This is a genomic window from Agrobacterium sp. CG674, from assembly GCF_053521645.1.
Window position 1 is genome coordinate 65,121 of record NZ_JBNWDZ010000011.1, and the last position, 15,253, is coordinate 80,373.

The 15,253-nt window shown below is 55.0% G+C and carries 16 protein-coding genes; 10 read left to right on the forward strand and 6 right to left on the reverse strand.

Annotated elements, in window-relative coordinates; translation table 11 throughout:
* Nucleotides 1-75: 75 nt before the first annotated feature.
* Together ACQZ51_RS21775 and ACQZ51_RS21780 are read left to right on the forward strand one after the other, a co-directional pair.
* Nucleotides 76-735 (forward strand): peroxiredoxin, encoded by a 660-nt coding sequence (locus ACQZ51_RS21775; RefSeq protein WP_448780496.1) that lies wholly within the window; start codon nt 76-78, stop codon nt 733-735.
* Nucleotides 736-1,043: 308 nt separating this feature from the next.
* Complete coding sequence (locus tag ACQZ51_RS21780; protein WP_448780498.1) at nt 1,044-1,922, forward strand: MBL fold metallo-hydrolase; 879 nt, start codon at nt 1,044-1,046, stop codon at nt 1,920-1,922.
* 250 nt (nt 1,923-2,172) lie between these two features.
* Here ACQZ51_RS21780 and ACQZ51_RS21785 read toward each other — a convergent pair whose 3' ends face one another.
* Nucleotides 2,173-3,159 carry a LysR substrate-binding domain-containing protein gene (locus ACQZ51_RS21785; RefSeq protein ID WP_448780499.1) on the reverse strand — a complete coding sequence of 329 codons (987 nt, stop codon included), beginning with the start codon at nt 3,157-3,159 and terminating at the stop codon, nt 2,173-2,175.
* A gap of 153 nt (nt 3,160-3,312) precedes the next feature.
* On the opposite strand from ACQZ51_RS21785, the gene ACQZ51_RS21790 reads away from it, so the two are divergent.
* The 8 genes from ACQZ51_RS21790 (at nt 3,313) to ACQZ51_RS21825 (ending at nt 10,875) form a co-directional block, all read left to right on the forward strand.
* Nucleotides 3,313-4,074, forward strand: coding sequence for an alpha/beta fold hydrolase (locus ACQZ51_RS21790; protein ID WP_448780501.1), 762 nt, complete (start codon nt 3,313-3,315; stop codon nt 4,072-4,074).
* Nucleotides 4,075-4,210: 136 nt separating this feature from the next.
* A complete protein-coding gene (locus ACQZ51_RS21795; protein ID WP_448780503.1) occupies nt 4,211-4,837 on the forward strand; it encodes an NADPH-dependent F420 reductase in 627 nt (208 codons plus the stop codon).
* Between the two features lie 124 nt (nt 4,838-4,961).
* Nucleotides 4,962-5,141, forward strand: coding sequence for an ATP-binding protein (locus ACQZ51_RS21800; RefSeq protein ID WP_448780525.1), 180 nt, complete (start codon nt 4,962-4,964; stop codon nt 5,139-5,141).
* A gap of 72 nt (nt 5,142-5,213) precedes the next feature.
* A complete protein-coding gene (locus tag ACQZ51_RS21805; RefSeq protein ID WP_448780505.1) occupies nt 5,214-6,872 on the forward strand; it encodes an aldehyde dehydrogenase in 1,659 nt (552 codons plus the stop codon).
* A 113-nt stretch (nt 6,873-6,985) separates the two neighbouring features.
* The gene (locus ACQZ51_RS21810) at nt 6,986-8,617 is read left to right on the forward strand and encodes a GMC family oxidoreductase (protein ID WP_448780507.1); all 1,632 of its coding nucleotides are present in this window, start codon (nt 6,986-6,988) and stop codon (nt 8,615-8,617) included.
* A 242-nt stretch (nt 8,618-8,859) separates the two neighbouring features.
* Entirely contained in the window at nt 8,860-9,768 is a 909-nt protein-coding gene (locus ACQZ51_RS21815; protein ID WP_448780508.1) for a helix-turn-helix domain-containing protein, read from the forward strand.
* A 221-nt stretch (nt 9,769-9,989) separates the two neighbouring features.
* Nucleotides 9,990-10,187: a DUF1127 domain-containing protein gene (locus tag ACQZ51_RS21820; protein ID WP_431768256.1), complete on the forward strand. Its 198-nt coding sequence runs from the start codon at nt 9,990-9,992 to the stop codon at nt 10,185-10,187.
* A gap of 172 nt (nt 10,188-10,359) precedes the next feature.
* Complete coding sequence (locus tag ACQZ51_RS21825; RefSeq protein WP_448780510.1) at nt 10,360-10,875, forward strand: cupin domain-containing protein; 516 nt, start codon at nt 10,360-10,362, stop codon at nt 10,873-10,875.
* Nucleotides 10,876-10,932: 57 nt separating this feature from the next.
* On the opposite strand, the gene ACQZ51_RS21830 is transcribed toward ACQZ51_RS21825, so the two are convergent.
* The 5 genes from ACQZ51_RS21830 to ACQZ51_RS21850 form a co-directional block, all read right to left on the reverse strand.
* Nucleotides 10,933-11,079: a hypothetical protein gene (locus ACQZ51_RS21830; RefSeq protein ID WP_448780512.1), complete on the reverse strand. Its 147-nt coding sequence runs from the start codon at nt 11,077-11,079 to the stop codon at nt 10,933-10,935.
* 316 nt (nt 11,080-11,395) lie between these two features.
* Nucleotides 11,396-12,556, reverse strand: coding sequence for a hypothetical protein (locus ACQZ51_RS21835; protein ID WP_448780514.1), 1,161 nt, complete (start codon nt 12,554-12,556; stop codon nt 11,396-11,398).
* Nucleotides 12,556-13,233 carry a hypothetical protein gene (locus tag ACQZ51_RS21840; RefSeq protein WP_448780515.1) on the reverse strand — a complete coding sequence of 226 codons (678 nt, stop codon included), beginning with the start codon at nt 13,231-13,233 and terminating at the stop codon, nt 12,556-12,558. The genes ACQZ51_RS21835 and ACQZ51_RS21840 overlap by 1 nt, the downstream gene beginning before the upstream one ends.
* An 82-nt stretch (nt 13,234-13,315) precedes the next feature.
* Nucleotides 13,316-13,573, reverse strand: a complete 258-nt coding sequence (locus tag ACQZ51_RS21845) for a hypothetical protein (RefSeq protein ID WP_448780517.1) — start codon at nt 13,571-13,573, stop codon at nt 13,316-13,318.
* 160 nt (nt 13,574-13,733) lie between these two features.
* Nucleotides 13,734-14,876, reverse strand: a complete 1,143-nt coding sequence (locus ACQZ51_RS21850; protein ID WP_448780519.1) for a Fic family protein — start codon at nt 14,874-14,876, stop codon at nt 13,734-13,736.
* Nucleotides 14,877-15,253 lie beyond the last annotated feature (377 nt).

The following is a 15,253-nucleotide window of genomic DNA, read 5'->3' on the forward strand; positions in this document are numbered from 1 at the left end:
GGCATCAATAGACAGGTCTTTAGCATCCGCAAATCCGAAATAGCGGTTCGCCCACGGCCCTACCGGAGAAGTAATATGAGCCTGCGCATAAACGACATAGCGCCCGATTTTCTCGCCGAGACCTCGCAAGGTCCGATATCCTTTTACCAATGGATCGGCGAGCACTGGGTTGTTCTTTTTTCCCATCCTAAAAACTTTACCCCGGTCTGCACGACAGAACTGGGAGCCATGGCAGGGCTTGAAGGTGATTTTCACAGACGTGGCGTGAAGATTATTGGTATTTCGGTTGATCCTGTTGAAAGTCACGCAAAGTGGAAGGAAGACATTAAGACCGCGACCGGCTTCGACGTGGGCTATCCCTTGATTGGGGACAAGGACCTCAACGTTGCGAAGCTTTACGATATGCTGCCTTCTGATACTGGCATCAGTTCAGAGGGGCGCACGCCCGCCGACAACGCCACAGTACGCTCAGTATTTCTCATCGGCCCTGACAAGAAGATCAAGCTGATCCTTGCTTACCCAATGACCACGGGCAGAAACTTTGACGAAATTCTCAGGTCAATCGACTCCGTTCAGCTTACAGCGAAGTACCAAGTGGCAACCCCTGCGAATTGGCGACCTGGCGAAGATGTCATTATAACTGCTGCAGTTTCGGACCGAGAAGCGGCGCAACGCTTCGGTTCATTCGAAACCGTTCTGCCCTATCTCAGGACGACAAAGCAGCCAGCAGGTTGAATTTTGTGGCATAATATTTTTTGGGGGCCGCGCCGATTGCAGGCCGGCCTTCAACACCGAACTAGATTCTCCTCATCTTCGCTGATCTCTTGCCTATCAGACAGTGGATCTGGCTGATGACGAAAACTCGAAACCACGCTTCATTCGGCTGATATCAACGTTCCGCTGTTGAAGGAGAATTTGCGGCTTACTTCTCAAAAAGGTGGCGCAGCTTACCGAGCACGACATGTCTTTCAAAGCAAACTATGAGGTCGATCCAAGCGGGGAAATTTCTCTCTGTGCTTGCCAGGTCGCAAAGGTAGAGACCTATGCTACAGCCAGAAATTGCCGGATTTTATGATTCCCGTACAGGCAGCATCCAGTATGTTGTGGCATGCCCTAGCACGCGCAAATGCGCTATCATCGATCCAGTTCTAGATTTTGACGAAAAGTCAGGCTCGACAGGGACGACCAATGCGAATTTTCTCCTCGACTATGTCGAGAGGCAAAATTTGGAGCTGACTTGGATTCTTGATACCCATCCACACGCCGATCATTTTTCGGCCGCTAGTTACCTCCGGTCACGAACTGGCGTGCCGATTGCAATTGGCGAGCATGTCCGTCTGGTTCAGGAAATCTGGCAGAAAATCTATAACAGCACGGATCTTGTATGCGACGGGTCCCAGTGGGATCGCTTGTTTCGCGGTGGCGACAGCTTCAAAATTGGCGATCTGACGGCGCGGGTCATGCACTCGCCTGGGCACACTCTGGCATCAGTTACATACGTTATTGGCGATGCCGCCTTCATTCACGATACAATGTTTATGCCAGACAGCGGTTCGGCTCGCGCCGACTTCCCCGGCGGCAGTGCCGCCGCGCTATGGCAATCGATCAATAACATCCTGAGCCTGCCAGATGAGACACGCTTGTTCGTCGGCCACGATTACCGCCCTGGAGGCCGCGAAGCCGCCTGGGAGACGTCGGTCGCAGAGCAAAAGACAACGAATGTCCACATCGTTGATCAGTCACGAGAGGAGTTCATCCGCCTCCGCGAAGCCCGCGACAAAACATTGCCGATGCCAAAGCTGATCCTGCAAGCACTGCAGGTAAACATACGCGCCGGCGCGCTTCCGGAAGTCGAGGAGAATGGACGACGGTATTTGAAGATCCCTCTTGATACATTTCCCGGATCAGCTTGGAGTTCGTAAATTTACGAGCGCTGCCGTGCAGCGCATTCCACGGGCAATTGCTTCGAGATCGCTTACTGGATTCGCATTCCATCTGATCAGCGGCGGTTTGTCGATCGTTGTGACACCACTATCGATGTAGGGCACTGGATACCCAAACCGCTTCGCAACTACCGCCTTTTGTGCAAACGCCACCTTCGACTGGGTTCGAGGATGTGCGTGCTCTGCTCATGTGTTGGGCCGTTGAAACCGGTGGGACCTGTCTATTGCCTTAAGACCACGTTTGCTCTTTCGTCATGCTCTCTACGGAGCGCAGGACGATGTTACAGAGCCACATGTGAGCCGGGTCATGATCGTTGCGACTATGCCAAACCCCTCGGAACGTTGAGCTTGCCACCTGATAGGGCGGAAGAGCCATCACAAAATCTCCGTCAGCCACAATAAGTCGCGCAAGCGAGCAGGGGAGAATACTGAATAAGGTTGTGTCTCTCATCAAGGTCGGTATTGCCAACGAGTGTGGGACGGTTGTTCGATACCGCGGGGTAGCTCCGATGGCGCGAAGGGCCTCCTGAAGCGCGTTCCGGTCGAACATCTCTGATTGTCGTGCGAGGCCGCGCTCAAGAATGAAGCCGTCGACAGCACCCTCTTCCTGCCCTCCGACAGAGACGGTTAGCAAGGGGTATGTTGCCATGTCCTCTAACGTCAGCTTTCGCCGCGCGGCTGGATGGTTCTTATGCATGACGATCAGGTCGCCTTCGGTCATGAGAGTAAAGAACCTAAAATGCGCAGGCACCTGCTGAAAAATGCCCAGCGCCAGGTCGATCCGGCCAACATCTATTTGCTCTGCCAAATCCAGCCGGGTTGAAGGACGTATCACCAAATGAATTCCCGGCGCCTCGTCCGCCAAAAGCTTGCTTAGTTGCGCAACGATGACCGCCGTCAGGTGGTCATTTGCGGCAACGACGAATTTCCGGATCGAAGTAGAAGGGTCGAACTCATCCACGCCAAGGGTCGCCGAAATCTTGTGCAGCGCGCTACGGAGATCTGCTGCCATGGCATTAGCCCGCGCAGTTGGAACCATTCCGTCAGCGGTACGCACGAACAATTCGTCGCCAACAACATTCCGCAGTCGGGTCAGCGCATGGCTAACTGCGGAAGAACTCAAGTTCAGTCGCCGTCCTGCACGCAGCAGGTTGCGATCCTCGAACACCGCGTCGAATACCTTGATTAGGTTGAGATCGATCCGTCCGATCGCCATCGCGGCCCCCCAAACTGAATTTCATGCATCAGTACCATGAAGAGTCATCGTTTCCGCTGCACTTAAATCCATGAGAGACCTAGCAAGCAATAAAAAGTCACCCTTCAACCTGATGCATCCAACGCAGCGTCCTGCGGGATGCCGGAGTGCGCCATGACCCTGTCCAAACTCATTCTGACTGCCATCTGCGCCACTGCCATGACTGGACCTGCCACGGCTAATCCCGTCGTGGGTAATCCTGCCCGTAACATCGTGTTGGTGCACGGCGCCTTCGCTGATGGCTCCGGGTGGAAGCCGGTTGCTGACCTGCTTCGTGCCGACGGATATACAGTCAGCATCGTTCAGCAACCCATGACGTCCGTTGTCGACGACGTAGCGGCCACCAAACGAACCCTCGATATGCAGTCGGGCCCTACGGTTCTCGTTGGCCATAGCTACGGTGGTGCTGTCATCACTGAGGCAGGTCATCATCCGAACGTGGCGAGCCTTGTGTTCGTTGCTGCCTTTGCGCCTGACGCCGGCGAGGTTCTTGGCGCGGTATCTGCTGCCAATCCGCCCGCAGCGCACAGTATTTCTCCTACCAACGATGGTTATCTCCTGGTCGACGCTGCGCAGTTCCCGGCTGACTTTGCCGCTGACCTGCCTTTGCCGATGGCAGAGTTCATGGCAATTTCGCAGATGCCGATCAACGGCAAAATCTGGGGGACGCCGATCGGTGCTCCCGCCTGGCGGGGCAAGCCCAGCTTTGCCATCGTCGCGACAGGAGATCGGATGATCAATCCGGAGCTGCAACGTACTATGTATCAGCGGGCAGGATCAAAAGTCACCGAGATTGATGCGAGCCATTCTGTGTTCTTGTCGCAGCCACAGGCAGTTGCCGATGTGATTCGAGCAGCAGCCGCATCTCCGAAATAAATATGACAGTTGAGTGCGCTTGACCTACGGAGCTCAAGCTTTCTCGGAAAGAAGGGCCCTTGGTCTCTGCCATTCGGCGGACGCTGATAAGCCAGCTGCTACGCCAACAAAATCTGACCATCCGTTAGGAAATACTATGAAAATTGGAATCATTGGAGCAGGCTTTATCGCTCGTGCTGTCACCGCAGTCGCCATGAAATCAGGGCATGAGGTCATGGTGTCAAACAGTCGCGGCCCGGACACCTTGTTCAGCCTGACAGGCACGACCGGCTGCAAGGCTGGAACCCCAGCTGAGGCTTCGGACTTTGGCGACCTTGTGTTGATCGCTATCCCTCTGAAAGCCTATCAGTCTATCCCCGTCAAAGAGTTAGTCGGCAAGATCGTCTTAGATGCCAACAACTACTACCCGGTTCGGGACGGGCACATCGTGGAACTGGATCATGACCGACTGACAAGTAGCGAACTCCTTGCGCAACACTTGCCCAAATCCCGGATAGTCAAGGCTTTCAACGCAATTGTTGCTGCGGATATTGAGAAGGATGGTCGACCTGCAGGAACGGCAGACCGCCGCGCGCTGCCGATCGCCGGTGATGACCAGACAGCGAAGCGGATCGTGAGTGAGCTCTTCGAGGAAATCGGCTTCGACGTCGTGGATGCTGGACCTTTGAAGGAGGGTTACCGCTTCCAGCCGGACACTCCTGCCTATTGTGTTCGACTTGATAAGGTCGGCTTGCACGAAGCGCTTAGCAGCACAGAGCGTTGAAGTTCAAAGACAGCGCGGTCATGAGCTGCCTGCAAATCTCGCTCTGGCTCATGGTGGTAGTCACTACGCCAAATTGTAACGCACTCTCGACCATGTCCAGCTCCTAATCCTCGACGATCAGGCGCTGAAACCGCACAATTGGCAAGCCCGTTACGATATTCTGGAAATCCTAGAAGATCGTGACGGATACCGCTCCACGATTATCACCATCCAACGTCTGATCTCAGCCTGGCATGATTTTGCAGGCCATTCTACCTACGCTCAGGCCATCCTCGACCGCCTCGGCGGCAACGCACAGCATTGACCTATCCGGCGATCACTTGCGGCGAGATCCGCCACGGAAACCTCACTCCAAATCACAGTGAACTGAAAACAATTGAGACAAGCTGTCGCTCAAAGGCATTACCAATTCAGCACTTTCCTGCAAACGGGGTTTCAGTGTGAAAGCGTTAGGGAAATTAGCGTGCGACAAGGGTTACGTCGTGAAAGCTTTTCGCGGCTGCAGTGGAAGCTAAGCTTCTGTCAAGCAACTGAGCGGCACGAACCCGCGCGAGGAGCCCACATGTTCAGCCCTGAACACAATCTTTCATCCAATATACGCAATAAATTTTTCATCGATGGAGAGTGGGTCTCGAGCGGGTCGAACCGGCGAGTTTCCCTCGTCAATCCTGCGACGGAGGCGGTCCATCTTGAGCTCCCGCTGGCCGACGATAAAACCATTGATAATGCGGTCGCCGCTGCAAGGCACGCGTTCGATCACGGCCCCTGGCCCCGAGTGCCAGCAAAGGTGCGAGCAGACTACATTCAACGGCTGACAGATGCTCTTTCTGATCGCGTCCAGCTTATGGCAGACCTTTGGACCTTCCAGGTCGGCGCGCCGATTTCTCTGACAACTGCTCTCGCCAACGTTGGGGTTAGGCGAATTGGCTACTATGCTAATCTTGCGCGCGAATATGCGTTTGAGGAAAGCCGTCCAACTGAGCGCGGAACTGCCAGGATCAGACGCGAAGCAGTGGGCGTTGCCGTCCTGATCGTCCCATGGAATGCTACCTTTCCAATCCTCGCGCAAAAGCTCGGTGCGGCTTTGGCCGCTGGATGCACGTGCATTGTCAAATCTTCACCGGAAAGCCCACTTGACGCCTTGGTCTTTGCTGAATGCGCTGAAATCGCGGGTTTCCCGCCCGGCGTGATTAACGTGGTCACGGCCGATCGCGACGGAAGCATCCGTCTGGTTAAGTCTAAAGAGATCGATAAGATAAGCTTTACCGGAAGCTTCGCTGCCGGATGCCAAATAGCTGCCACAGCGGCCGCCAAGATGAACCGGTTCACAATGGAACTCGGCGGGAAGTCTGCCGCTGTCCTGCTGGAAGACGCGGATCTTGACGCGGTTCTTCCCATCCTGAGCCCACTAACGATGCCATTTTCCGGACAATTCTGTTTTGCCCAGTCGCGCATCATCGTGCCGTTTTCCCGCAAGGATGAAGTCGTCGCCAAATTTTCGGATACCGCCCGCAGTCTTGCCGTTGGCGATCCTTGGTGCAGGACCACGCAGATCGGTCCAGTCCTCAACAAAAGGCAGCAGGATCGGATCGAGGGCTTTATCCAGTCAGGCATTGATCAAGGTGCGCGCATGGCCGTCGGCGAGATACGCGGAGATGTGCCCAGACGCGGCTTTTTCGTCAATCCGACGGTCTTCGATGATGTCACGCCCGACATGGCGATTGCGCGCGAAGAGATATTTGGGCCGGTCGTGACAATACAGGGCTACGAGACGATCGAACAGGCCATTTCCCTGGCAAACGACACGGATCTTGGGCTGAGCGGCATGGTGTTCAGCCGGAACGTCGAATTGGCTTACGATGTGGCCTGCCAAATTCGGACAGGACAGGTCGGTATAAACGGGCTCGATCAGTCCCCTGCGCTCCCATTCGGTGGCTACAAAATGTCTGGTACAGGGCGTGAGGGTGGTCCCGAAGGACTTGAGGCATTTCTCGAGACAAAAGCGATCATGATGCCAGCAACAGGAAAAAGCTGACGACGATACTGCGATCAGCAATCAGGCAGCTGGGACAGGCCCCTTCGTGGCTCGCACGGGTGGTTGTGGCTGCTCGCTCTCAACCGAAAATTCCAACAGACTTTGAGGTTCACATGCCTAACACTGATATTGCAGCCAGCAGCGAGCTACACGCTGCTGATGATTTCGCTCGCCAGGTCAGCGAAAATCAGGAGAGACTGAAGCGTGAACTGGCTTCGCATTACGATTATATCGTTTGCGGATCTGGCTCCTCCGGCTCCGTTGTCGCTCGGCGCCTTGCCGACAATCCTGATGTGTCGGTCTTGCTCCTGGAGGCAGGGGGCTCCGATGCGCATGCTGCCGTTACCGAGCCGGGCATCTGGTTTGCCAACCTCGGCAGCGAGCGTGATTGGCAGTTCGTCGCCGAACCCAATTCCCACGTCAATGGTCGTTCCCTGCCTCTGTCGATGGGCAAGGTTCTCGGCGGCGGCTCCAGCATCAATGTCATGATCTGGGCACGTGGGCACAAGACAGACTGGGACTATTTCGCAAAAGAAGCTGATGACGCCGCCTGGAACTACGAGTCGGTCCTTGATATCTATCGCCGGATCGAGGACTGGGCTGGTGAGCCGGATCCGCGCCGCGGTGTGGGCGGGCCGGTATTCGTGCAACCGGCGTCGGAACCGCATCCTATCGCTGGCGCCATGCTCGATGCCGCCGCGTCCTGTGGAATTTCGACCTATGCTGATCAGAATGGACGGATGATGGAAGGTCCCGGAGGGGCGGCTTTGGCCAATGTCCGGATCCGGGACGGGAAGCGCCTTTCGGTTTTCCGCTCCTACGTCTATCCCGCTATGGCAAGGCCTAACCTCACCGTTCTCTGCCATGCCCTGGTCAATCGCATCCTGTTTGAGGGAAACCGCGCCACTGGGGTCGAGGTCGATTTTGAAGGGCAAGTCGTGAGAATCTCGGCTAGGAAGGAAACGATCCTGTCTCTTGGCGCGATCAATACACCGAAAGTCCTGATGCAGTCAGGGATTGGGCCAGAAGAACACCTGGCTGAGCATGGTATCCCGGTTGTTCAGAACTTGCCGGGCGTTGGGCAGAATTTTCAAGATCATATCATGGTCGCAGGGCTGGTATGGGAAGCCGTAGAGGAAATCATGCCGCGCAATAATCTCGGGGAGGCGACATTTTTCTGGAGCAGCGAGCCGGATTTGCCAGAGCCTGACATTCAGGCATTTATCGTTGAGATTCCCATCACTACGCCGGAAGCAAGCGCTAAATTCAACCCGACCGCAAATTGCTGGTCTGTTCTTCCGGGGCTGACCCGGCCGAAAAGCCGAGGTCAGATCACGATAACGGGCCCGAACCCGACCGATCCGGTTCGCATAGAGGCGAATGCGCTTTCACATCCGGACGATCTCAAGGCGTTGGTGCGCGGCGTTCAGATCTCGCGTGATATCGGCAATGCGACCGCACTCAGCCAATTCGTGAAACGCGAAGTGATGCCCGGTGCCATGGATGCGACGGACTTGGAAGATTTCGTGCGCGCTACTGCATCCACGGTCTGGCATCAGTCCTGCACGGCAAAAATGGGCACGGACGCAATGTCGGTGGTGGATGCCAAGCTCAAAGTCTACGGCCTAGATGGACTGCGCATTGCCGATGCCTCCATAATGCCACGCGTGACGACCGGAAACACCATGGCCCCTTGCGTGATCATCGGCGAGAGGATGGCGGAAATTCTGGCCGCGGAAATGTAGTCATAGCAAACATCCCGGACGTTTTTTGTCATGCACATGTGCGCGTTCGATATGCAGGAGGGCGGACAAATTCGCCATCGTTGCTCAATATCCTGCTCATAGGCAAAGTAACAGCCGGTAGGGTCGCTTCTCACAAAAGCTCGAATATGAGAACAACCCATAGCGGAAGTTGATTGGATTCTCGTTTGAGTGGCGTCTCTTTAACACGATCAATGCAACACCACCTCAAAAAGGGCCCTTGGATGAGCGGCAGCGAAAAGTCGGCCGACAAACTGGATGTCCTCCTCAGTGGCACGAGTGCCGATGGCTTGCCAGATGCCGGACCGAAGTGGCATGGGCTGACCATCGACAGGCGATGGAGCGATACGTTCCGCAAGCGAGAAGAGGTTATCCTCGATCACCATCATGTTTTGGTGTGGGAAAACGAACCATCCATCTGGGAATTCAAGCTTCCCTCGGGAAATTTCGCGAAACATGTCAAGAAGCCTGGCAGCCTTTCGGTCGGGCCGGCCGGAGTTCAGCCGGAGGTCAGAGCGCACACACCCTTCAGGATGATTGCCTGCCTGATCGATCCACGTGTTGTTGCGCAAGTGGCGGAAGAGGCCGATTTGCCACCACCGAGCGAATTCCACGAGCACCTCGGAGGGCACGATCCGGCACTGTCGCAACTTGTCGCACTGTCGGCCAGTGAAGCCGTGGATGGGGGTGCTTCCGGAGCGCTCTACGCTGAGTCATTGTCGATGGCCATATTCAGCCGTTTCATCAAGCTGGCCCATGATGTTCCCACCATCCAGACCCAAAACGAGCCGTATCTCTCAAAGCCTCGGCTTCGCCGCGTCCTTGACCTGATCGCCAGCGACTTTCCCGAAAATCTCAGCCTCGAAAAGCTTTCCGCAGAAAGCGGATACAGTCGGGCGCATTTTCTTCGGATGTTTCGCAGCGCAACCGGCAAGACGCCCCATCGCTATCTACAAGACGTCCGGCTGGAGCATGCCAGACAACAACTGCTCGCGGCATCCATGTCGATCACCGAGATTGCCCACTCCTCAGGGTTCGCAAGCCATGCGCACATGACCAAACTGTTCCATGAGAAATTCGGTGTGCCGCCGAGCGTTTATCGCGCATCGAATAGCACGAGCATTACAGGGTGACACCGGTGTTATAGCGCCAAGCGTGTGGACTGATAGTTTGGGGCCAAGAGAACGGCATTCTTTTCCAGTGATTTAACGATCTCGGCTCCTCAATGATCGGGACCCGACATTGGAATATGGAAAGCCCGTCTCCTGCCCAAAAAGGAGAGCACAAGATGCTTTTACACCTCACGCAGACATTGCCTGAGAGGCGGCCTCGTGTCGCTCACACGTTCCCCGACATGATCGGGCGGTCCATCCGCCACATCTGGCGGCGTTGTCATCGTTGGCATAGCAATAGGCTCGCACTGCGATCGCTCTGCGCCCTCGACGACAGAATGCTGAAGGATATCGGAATTACCCGAATCATGCTGAATTTCTCGATCGCTCAAGGTGCGAGCCAGGCAACCTGCGCGCTGCAGAAGCATGCCCGAGTATAACATGGTTAAGCTCTGACCCTCATTGCACGGCTTGTAGACCTCGCGATCTCACAGGACCGCCCGCGTATCAGTGGCCAGATCTGATCGTTTCACACTCGATATCATCATCTAAACGGAAAGCGTCGCGTCTGCGCGACCTCAATTCGGCCTGCCGGTCGAAGAACGGACTACTATGCTCGATTTCAAACACACGGCTGGAGCGATCGATATCCTCGGTCCCCGCATCGAATTCAAGACGGAGTTTCAATCCGATCCCGGAACTTACTGCATGGCCACATCGATCATCCCTGCAGGCGTGGTCGTGCCATTGCACAGCCATCCCGACAGAGAGACATTCTATATCACTTCCGGCATTCTGGAGGTCTTCAACGGAGCAGAGTGGCGAACTATCGGTGCGGGGGATATTTTCGATGTCATGGCCAATCAAAGGCATGCCTTGCGGAACACCTCGATTCACCAGGTATCCGGTGTCCTGGTTACGACGACGTCATTGGCATCCTTCTTTGCAAGTGTCGGGCGCCCGGTTCCCGCGGATGCACCCGGCCCGGCGGATCTTAATGCCTTCGTTGCCGCTGCTGCCGAACACGGGATCTGGTTAGGTTCCGAACACGAGAATGCGGCAATCGGCATTTCGATACTCGCACAGGTGGCGCCCAGGATGAAGCGTCCCGCAAACCTCATGCATTGAGCGATGGCGGCCGCTCCCCGCACTGATCTGTCTATTGCGAGACATCGCTCCTCGATCTCAAAGAAAACCACCTTGCTGACCAAAACTCATCAACCGCACCTCTCCCAAACGCCGGCACGATACGAGGCTCGCCATCTCGATGAGAATGGAGCCGACATTTCCTACAGCGTCGATGGTATCGGACCAGCACTCGTTCTGGTGCATGGAACAGCTCTCAACGCTCACACGAATTGGGCAGTAACACCGCTACAAAGATTGACCGCCGGGAAGAGTCCTAAAAAACAGTCATCAAACTTCGTGAGCCAATATCAAATGAAAAACATCGGTGGAACAGTGTTGCGTTTCCGCATTCACTCAATTTGGCCTCCATCGGGTAGAATCTTTTCAAGAGCTACCCCTGTACATGCCTCTTTCGAATCCATAGCTCGCAGTGCAATCAGTGAGAAAGCAGTTCGCTGGATCAGTGGATCTAATCACTGAAAGGCTGGCGATGTTTGCGGCATCGCCAGCCTACTTTTCTTCAAGCAGCTTCCCACACCTGGTTCAGTATTTTTGCCGCAAGTGCGGCCTTGTCCTGTGGAAGGAAACGCCCGTAATGCTGCTGAACCATCTCCGGCGTATCCTGAATGGCGTAGCTCGCCTGCTCGTATGAGCCGGTGAGTTTCAGAATGTGCGTTGCCAACACGTCCCGAACATTATGAGGTCCGTGCGGCAGCAAGCCACTGATCGCTCCGCGACCCGTATACGGGTTATAGATGCCGTAGCGTTGGATGATGAGGCGCCAAGCTTCATAGAACGTTGTCTGATTATAGGCCGCGTCAGCGCTCGATAGCTTGACTGTCTTGACGAAGAACGTACCCGGATCAGTTGCATGACCGAGCAGAACCTTTCGATGACGTTCGATGTAGGCATTGATGTAGTAATAGAGGTCCAGCAGGTCAGGCAGGATCAGCCTGAATGGCTTCGATCCGAAGAACGACGAGTTGGCATTTTTAAATGCGACCGATGGGATCAGCACCTCCCAGCCATTCTCTCTGTCACTCCATCGAATTTCTCCGCGCCGCATTTCTTCCAGACGCCTTTCAGACGTTGGGAAGTAACCATGCGGGCAAAACAGCAGTTGTCGCAGGTTCTTTTGTCGCAAGCCTAGATGAAGTCCTAGCCTCAACATGAGAAACGAGCGCACGGATTCTGCAGCAGCTCTTGGGTAGCGGTCTTTATCAGGCATTCGGAGAAGGATTTCGTCCGTAATCTTGCGATATTCGGCCAGAGGGCTCGGTGCCTCAAGCACGCACATGATCGGCTCGAACGGGTCTCGGTGAACCCGCATCACTCGCTGGATTTCCCTGATGCGGTTCCGTGCGTGGGAATGAAACGCATCGCAACAGGCATGCCAATCACGCCGGGCGAAGGCTTTCGTAACCAGGCCGTCCACCGGTACTACGCGATCGATGATTTCGGGATGTTGCCTGATCCAACCTGTCTCCTCACGGGTCAGCGACAGTGAGATGCTCAGCATGTCCGCTTCCCAGGCCGTGTAGAAGCCACGTCGTCGCTCGCGCCACTGTAAATACCAATCCCATACGCCCGGAAAAACAAGGAGACCGAAGGTCAACGCGCTGAGTGGTACGCCTCGCCCAGCGACTTCGCCTTCAGGTGAGGCGGCGAGAGCGCCGAACATCAAGCCAAGATGTTCGAGCTTCTGAGATGCCGTCTCTTCACCCCATTACGCTTGTATCCAACCTCCGTCAGGGTCGCGGTCTTGAACGACATCAGATTGGCCATTTCAAGCCCCAAGTGCGCAGGGGCGTCGATTACCCCGGAAAGCATATCTGGGTCTTCCAGTTCGTCTCTACATTCCTCGACCACTTTGCGGCGCGATGCCATAGGCCGGTGAGAGCCGCCATAGGTTACGCCAGGGAAGCGGATCGCATAACGTTGCTTCGTCGCCAACGCCTGATAACGACGGTAGTCCGTCGCACCGGTTATGATCACGCGCCTTACCCATTCGAGGATTTCCGCACGTTTTTCTTCCGGCAAGGAGTTGAAATCATCCGGGAAATCCCACGACAGACGTCGACGCTCTGCGGGCGAGACATCGTCACCAACGTCATATCCGACCCCGGCGCGAGACTGATCCGGAAGCTTCTCCTTGAAATAACCGAGTGGCAATCGGTAACGGCTTTCTATTCGATTGAGGATTTCCAAGTTTGCCACACTACGTGGCACATTCGTTCCCTTCAGCCAGCTCAGCAATGTCGTGGCTTCAAGAGCATCGCCGTCCCGGAATATGGCGCGATGCAAATGGTAATAGCTCTCACCGAAGATATGAAATTGGAGAGCTGTCTGAAAAGACACCGGTTCCTCATAAGTATCGAAGAGCGGCTCTGGGAATTCTTCAATGGGTTTGGGCTTTGATCGATGACTGGTTTTGCCCGCCTCAGAAGTTCGCGTACTTGAGAGACTTTTTGCGCAGCCGCGTGTCTTTGTTGATTTGCCCAAGACCGCTTGCAAGCGAGATTTCTTCCCAGTTGACGTGTCTGCCCAGCATTGGAGGAGGCATCCGGTCGTCAATGAGACGGGTCATGTATTCTGAAAGTGCGCGAAACTGTCTTGCGTCTGTGAGCGGTGCTAATTTCATTTCGCAGAAGCTGGATATTTTGCGCCGAAAGACAATTGCCGATTGATCTATGCTCATTCAGGTTTCCCTTGCAGATTACAGCCCAGCCCGGGGGCGGCTTGCTAAGGGAATGAGGTTAACGAGTCATTAATACGCTGATTGAGTTGATGCGACTACGCCAAAGAGGTGTGTTTTGCTTTCCGGACGAAGCGACATCGCCAATTCTAACGACTCCTGATTAATCTCCTCTGGGCAATTGGTTCACCGGAAACTCCACAATCAGCTCATAGGCTGTGCTGCGGCCTCCAGCGTCTCCCTTTCTCAGGATGCCTTTCTCCAACAGGTCTGCAATGTCGCGGGACGCCGTATCTTGAGATGCGTTCGTCAGCTTCGCCCACTTCGTCGATGTGAGCTTGCCTTCGAAGTTGCCCTCTAGCAACCTGTTGAGGACCTTGGCTTGTCGCGGGTTAAGATCATATGCAGCATGCTTTTGCCAAGAATCATTTTTCAGAATGACGTTGTCGAGAGTTGCCAGCGCGCCTTCAACAGCGTTGCCCAAACGATCCAAGAACCACTCAACCCAGCTTGTTATGTCGAGAGATTCATTGCTGGTGATTAATTGCAGGGCTTCGTAATAGCCAGTGCGCGACCTCTCGATAGCAGCGGACATAGAGTAAAGTCTCTGTGCCCCACCACCACTCCGTGCAAGTGTCATGTCGGCGATTGCACGGGTAATGCGACCGTTGCCATCCCCGAAAGGATGGATGGCTACGAACCAAAGGTGGGCGATAGCGGCTTTGACAAGAGGATCGAGATCATGTGTTTCGTTGATCCATTCGAGGAAGGTTGACATCTCACGCTCTAAGCAATCTGCCGGCGGCGCAACATAGTGAACTTTCTCGTATCCTAATGCGCCAGACACGATCTCCATACATCCGCCTGAGTCATCACGCCAATTGCCGACACGAAGCTTGTGGCCCCATTCGTTTCGGCCAGTCGGAAAAAGCGCTGCATGCCATTGAAATAGCCGCTCTGCCGTCAGTGGGTGTGAGCAATTGATCGTGGCGTCGAGAGTGATATGGACAATACCCTCAACAGACCGGTTCGGCGTCACGAAGCCATCGATGTCGATACCAAGCCGTCGGGCTAACGATGATCGGACCTGCTGTTCATCCAGGCGCTCCCCTTCGATCGCCGACGATTTGACGACGTCGTCCGTCAGCGCCTGCAGGAACGTTGCCTCGCGTGTGCGAAACCCGAGACTCTCGACGCGACCAATGAGGCGCCCCTGATCGAGGCGTACGGCTGCTAGCCTTGATGCCAAGTATTCGAACTTCCATCGGAACTTCGGCCATTGAGGAGATTGCCAGATATACACCATAGTTCAGAGTACGCGCCGGATGCGGAGAATAGCAAGTTTAATCTCCGCAATCATGCGGAGTTTATAGCGCTTAATCTCCGCACGGCGCTTCAATCAGTGATGCTAGGTGACGCCATGGGACAAATAGACTGGTCGATCTTATTCAAATCGTACCAAGAATCGCTTTTGTAAGACAATCTCTCAACCGGGAAATTGATTAGCAGTGTCGCTGGTTCACATCCCTTCAAGGCGCTCTCGTCCAAAAGCGCTACATCGAATCAGGACGCCCCCGTCGCCATTACCCGCAACTGATGATGCAAGGGATCGGCTCGGGGGTGCTGCTGCAATTCGTTTGGCCGTGCGGTCTCAACGCGATTCCGCCCAAGGGCTTTCGCGCG

What these genes read in the sequence shown, in the direction of transcription:
- ACQZ51_RS21815 (WP_448780508.1), top strand. Translation starts at nt 8,860, where the DNA reads ATGAGCGGCAGCGAAAAGTCGGCCGACAAACTGGATGTCCTCCTCAGT.
- ACQZ51_RS21795 (WP_448780503.1), top strand. Translation starts at nt 4,211, where the DNA reads ATGAAAATTGGAATCATTGGAGCAGGCTTTATCGCTCGTGCTGTCACC.
- ACQZ51_RS21825 (WP_448780510.1), top strand. Translation starts at nt 10,360, where the DNA reads ATGCTCGATTTCAAACACACGGCTGGAGCGATCGATATCCTCGGTCCC.
- ACQZ51_RS21820 (WP_431768256.1), top strand. Translation starts at nt 9,990, where the DNA reads ATGATCGGGCGGTCCATCCGCCACATCTGGCGGCGTTGTCATCGTTGG.
- ACQZ51_RS21780 (WP_448780498.1), top strand. Translation starts at nt 1,044, where the DNA reads ATGCTACAGCCAGAAATTGCCGGATTTTATGATTCCCGTACAGGCAGC.
- ACQZ51_RS21790 (WP_448780501.1), top strand. Translation starts at nt 3,313, where the DNA reads ATGACCCTGTCCAAACTCATTCTGACTGCCATCTGCGCCACTGCCATG.
- ACQZ51_RS21785 (WP_448780499.1), bottom strand. Translation starts at nt 3,159, where the DNA reads ATGGCGATCGGACGGATCGATCTCAACCTAATCAAGGTATTCGACGCG.
- ACQZ51_RS21830 (WP_448780512.1), bottom strand. Translation starts at nt 11,079, where the DNA reads ATGCACCAGAACGAGTGCTGGTCCGATACCATCGACGCTGTAGGAAAT.
- ACQZ51_RS21845 (WP_448780517.1), bottom strand. Translation starts at nt 13,573, where the DNA reads ATGAGCATAGATCAATCGGCAATTGTCTTTCGGCGCAAAATATCCAGC.
- ACQZ51_RS21850 (WP_448780519.1), bottom strand. Translation starts at nt 14,876, where the DNA reads ATGGTGTATATCTGGCAATCTCCTCAATGGCCGAAGTTCCGATGGAAG.
- ACQZ51_RS21775 (WP_448780496.1), top strand. Translation starts at nt 76, where the DNA reads ATGAGCCTGCGCATAAACGACATAGCGCCCGATTTTCTCGCCGAGACC.
- ACQZ51_RS21810 (WP_448780507.1), top strand. Translation starts at nt 6,986, where the DNA reads ATGCCTAACACTGATATTGCAGCCAGCAGCGAGCTACACGCTGCTGAT.
- ACQZ51_RS21835 (WP_448780514.1), bottom strand. Translation starts at nt 12,556, where the DNA reads ATGTTCGGCGCTCTCGCCGCCTCACCTGAAGGCGAAGTCGCTGGGCGA.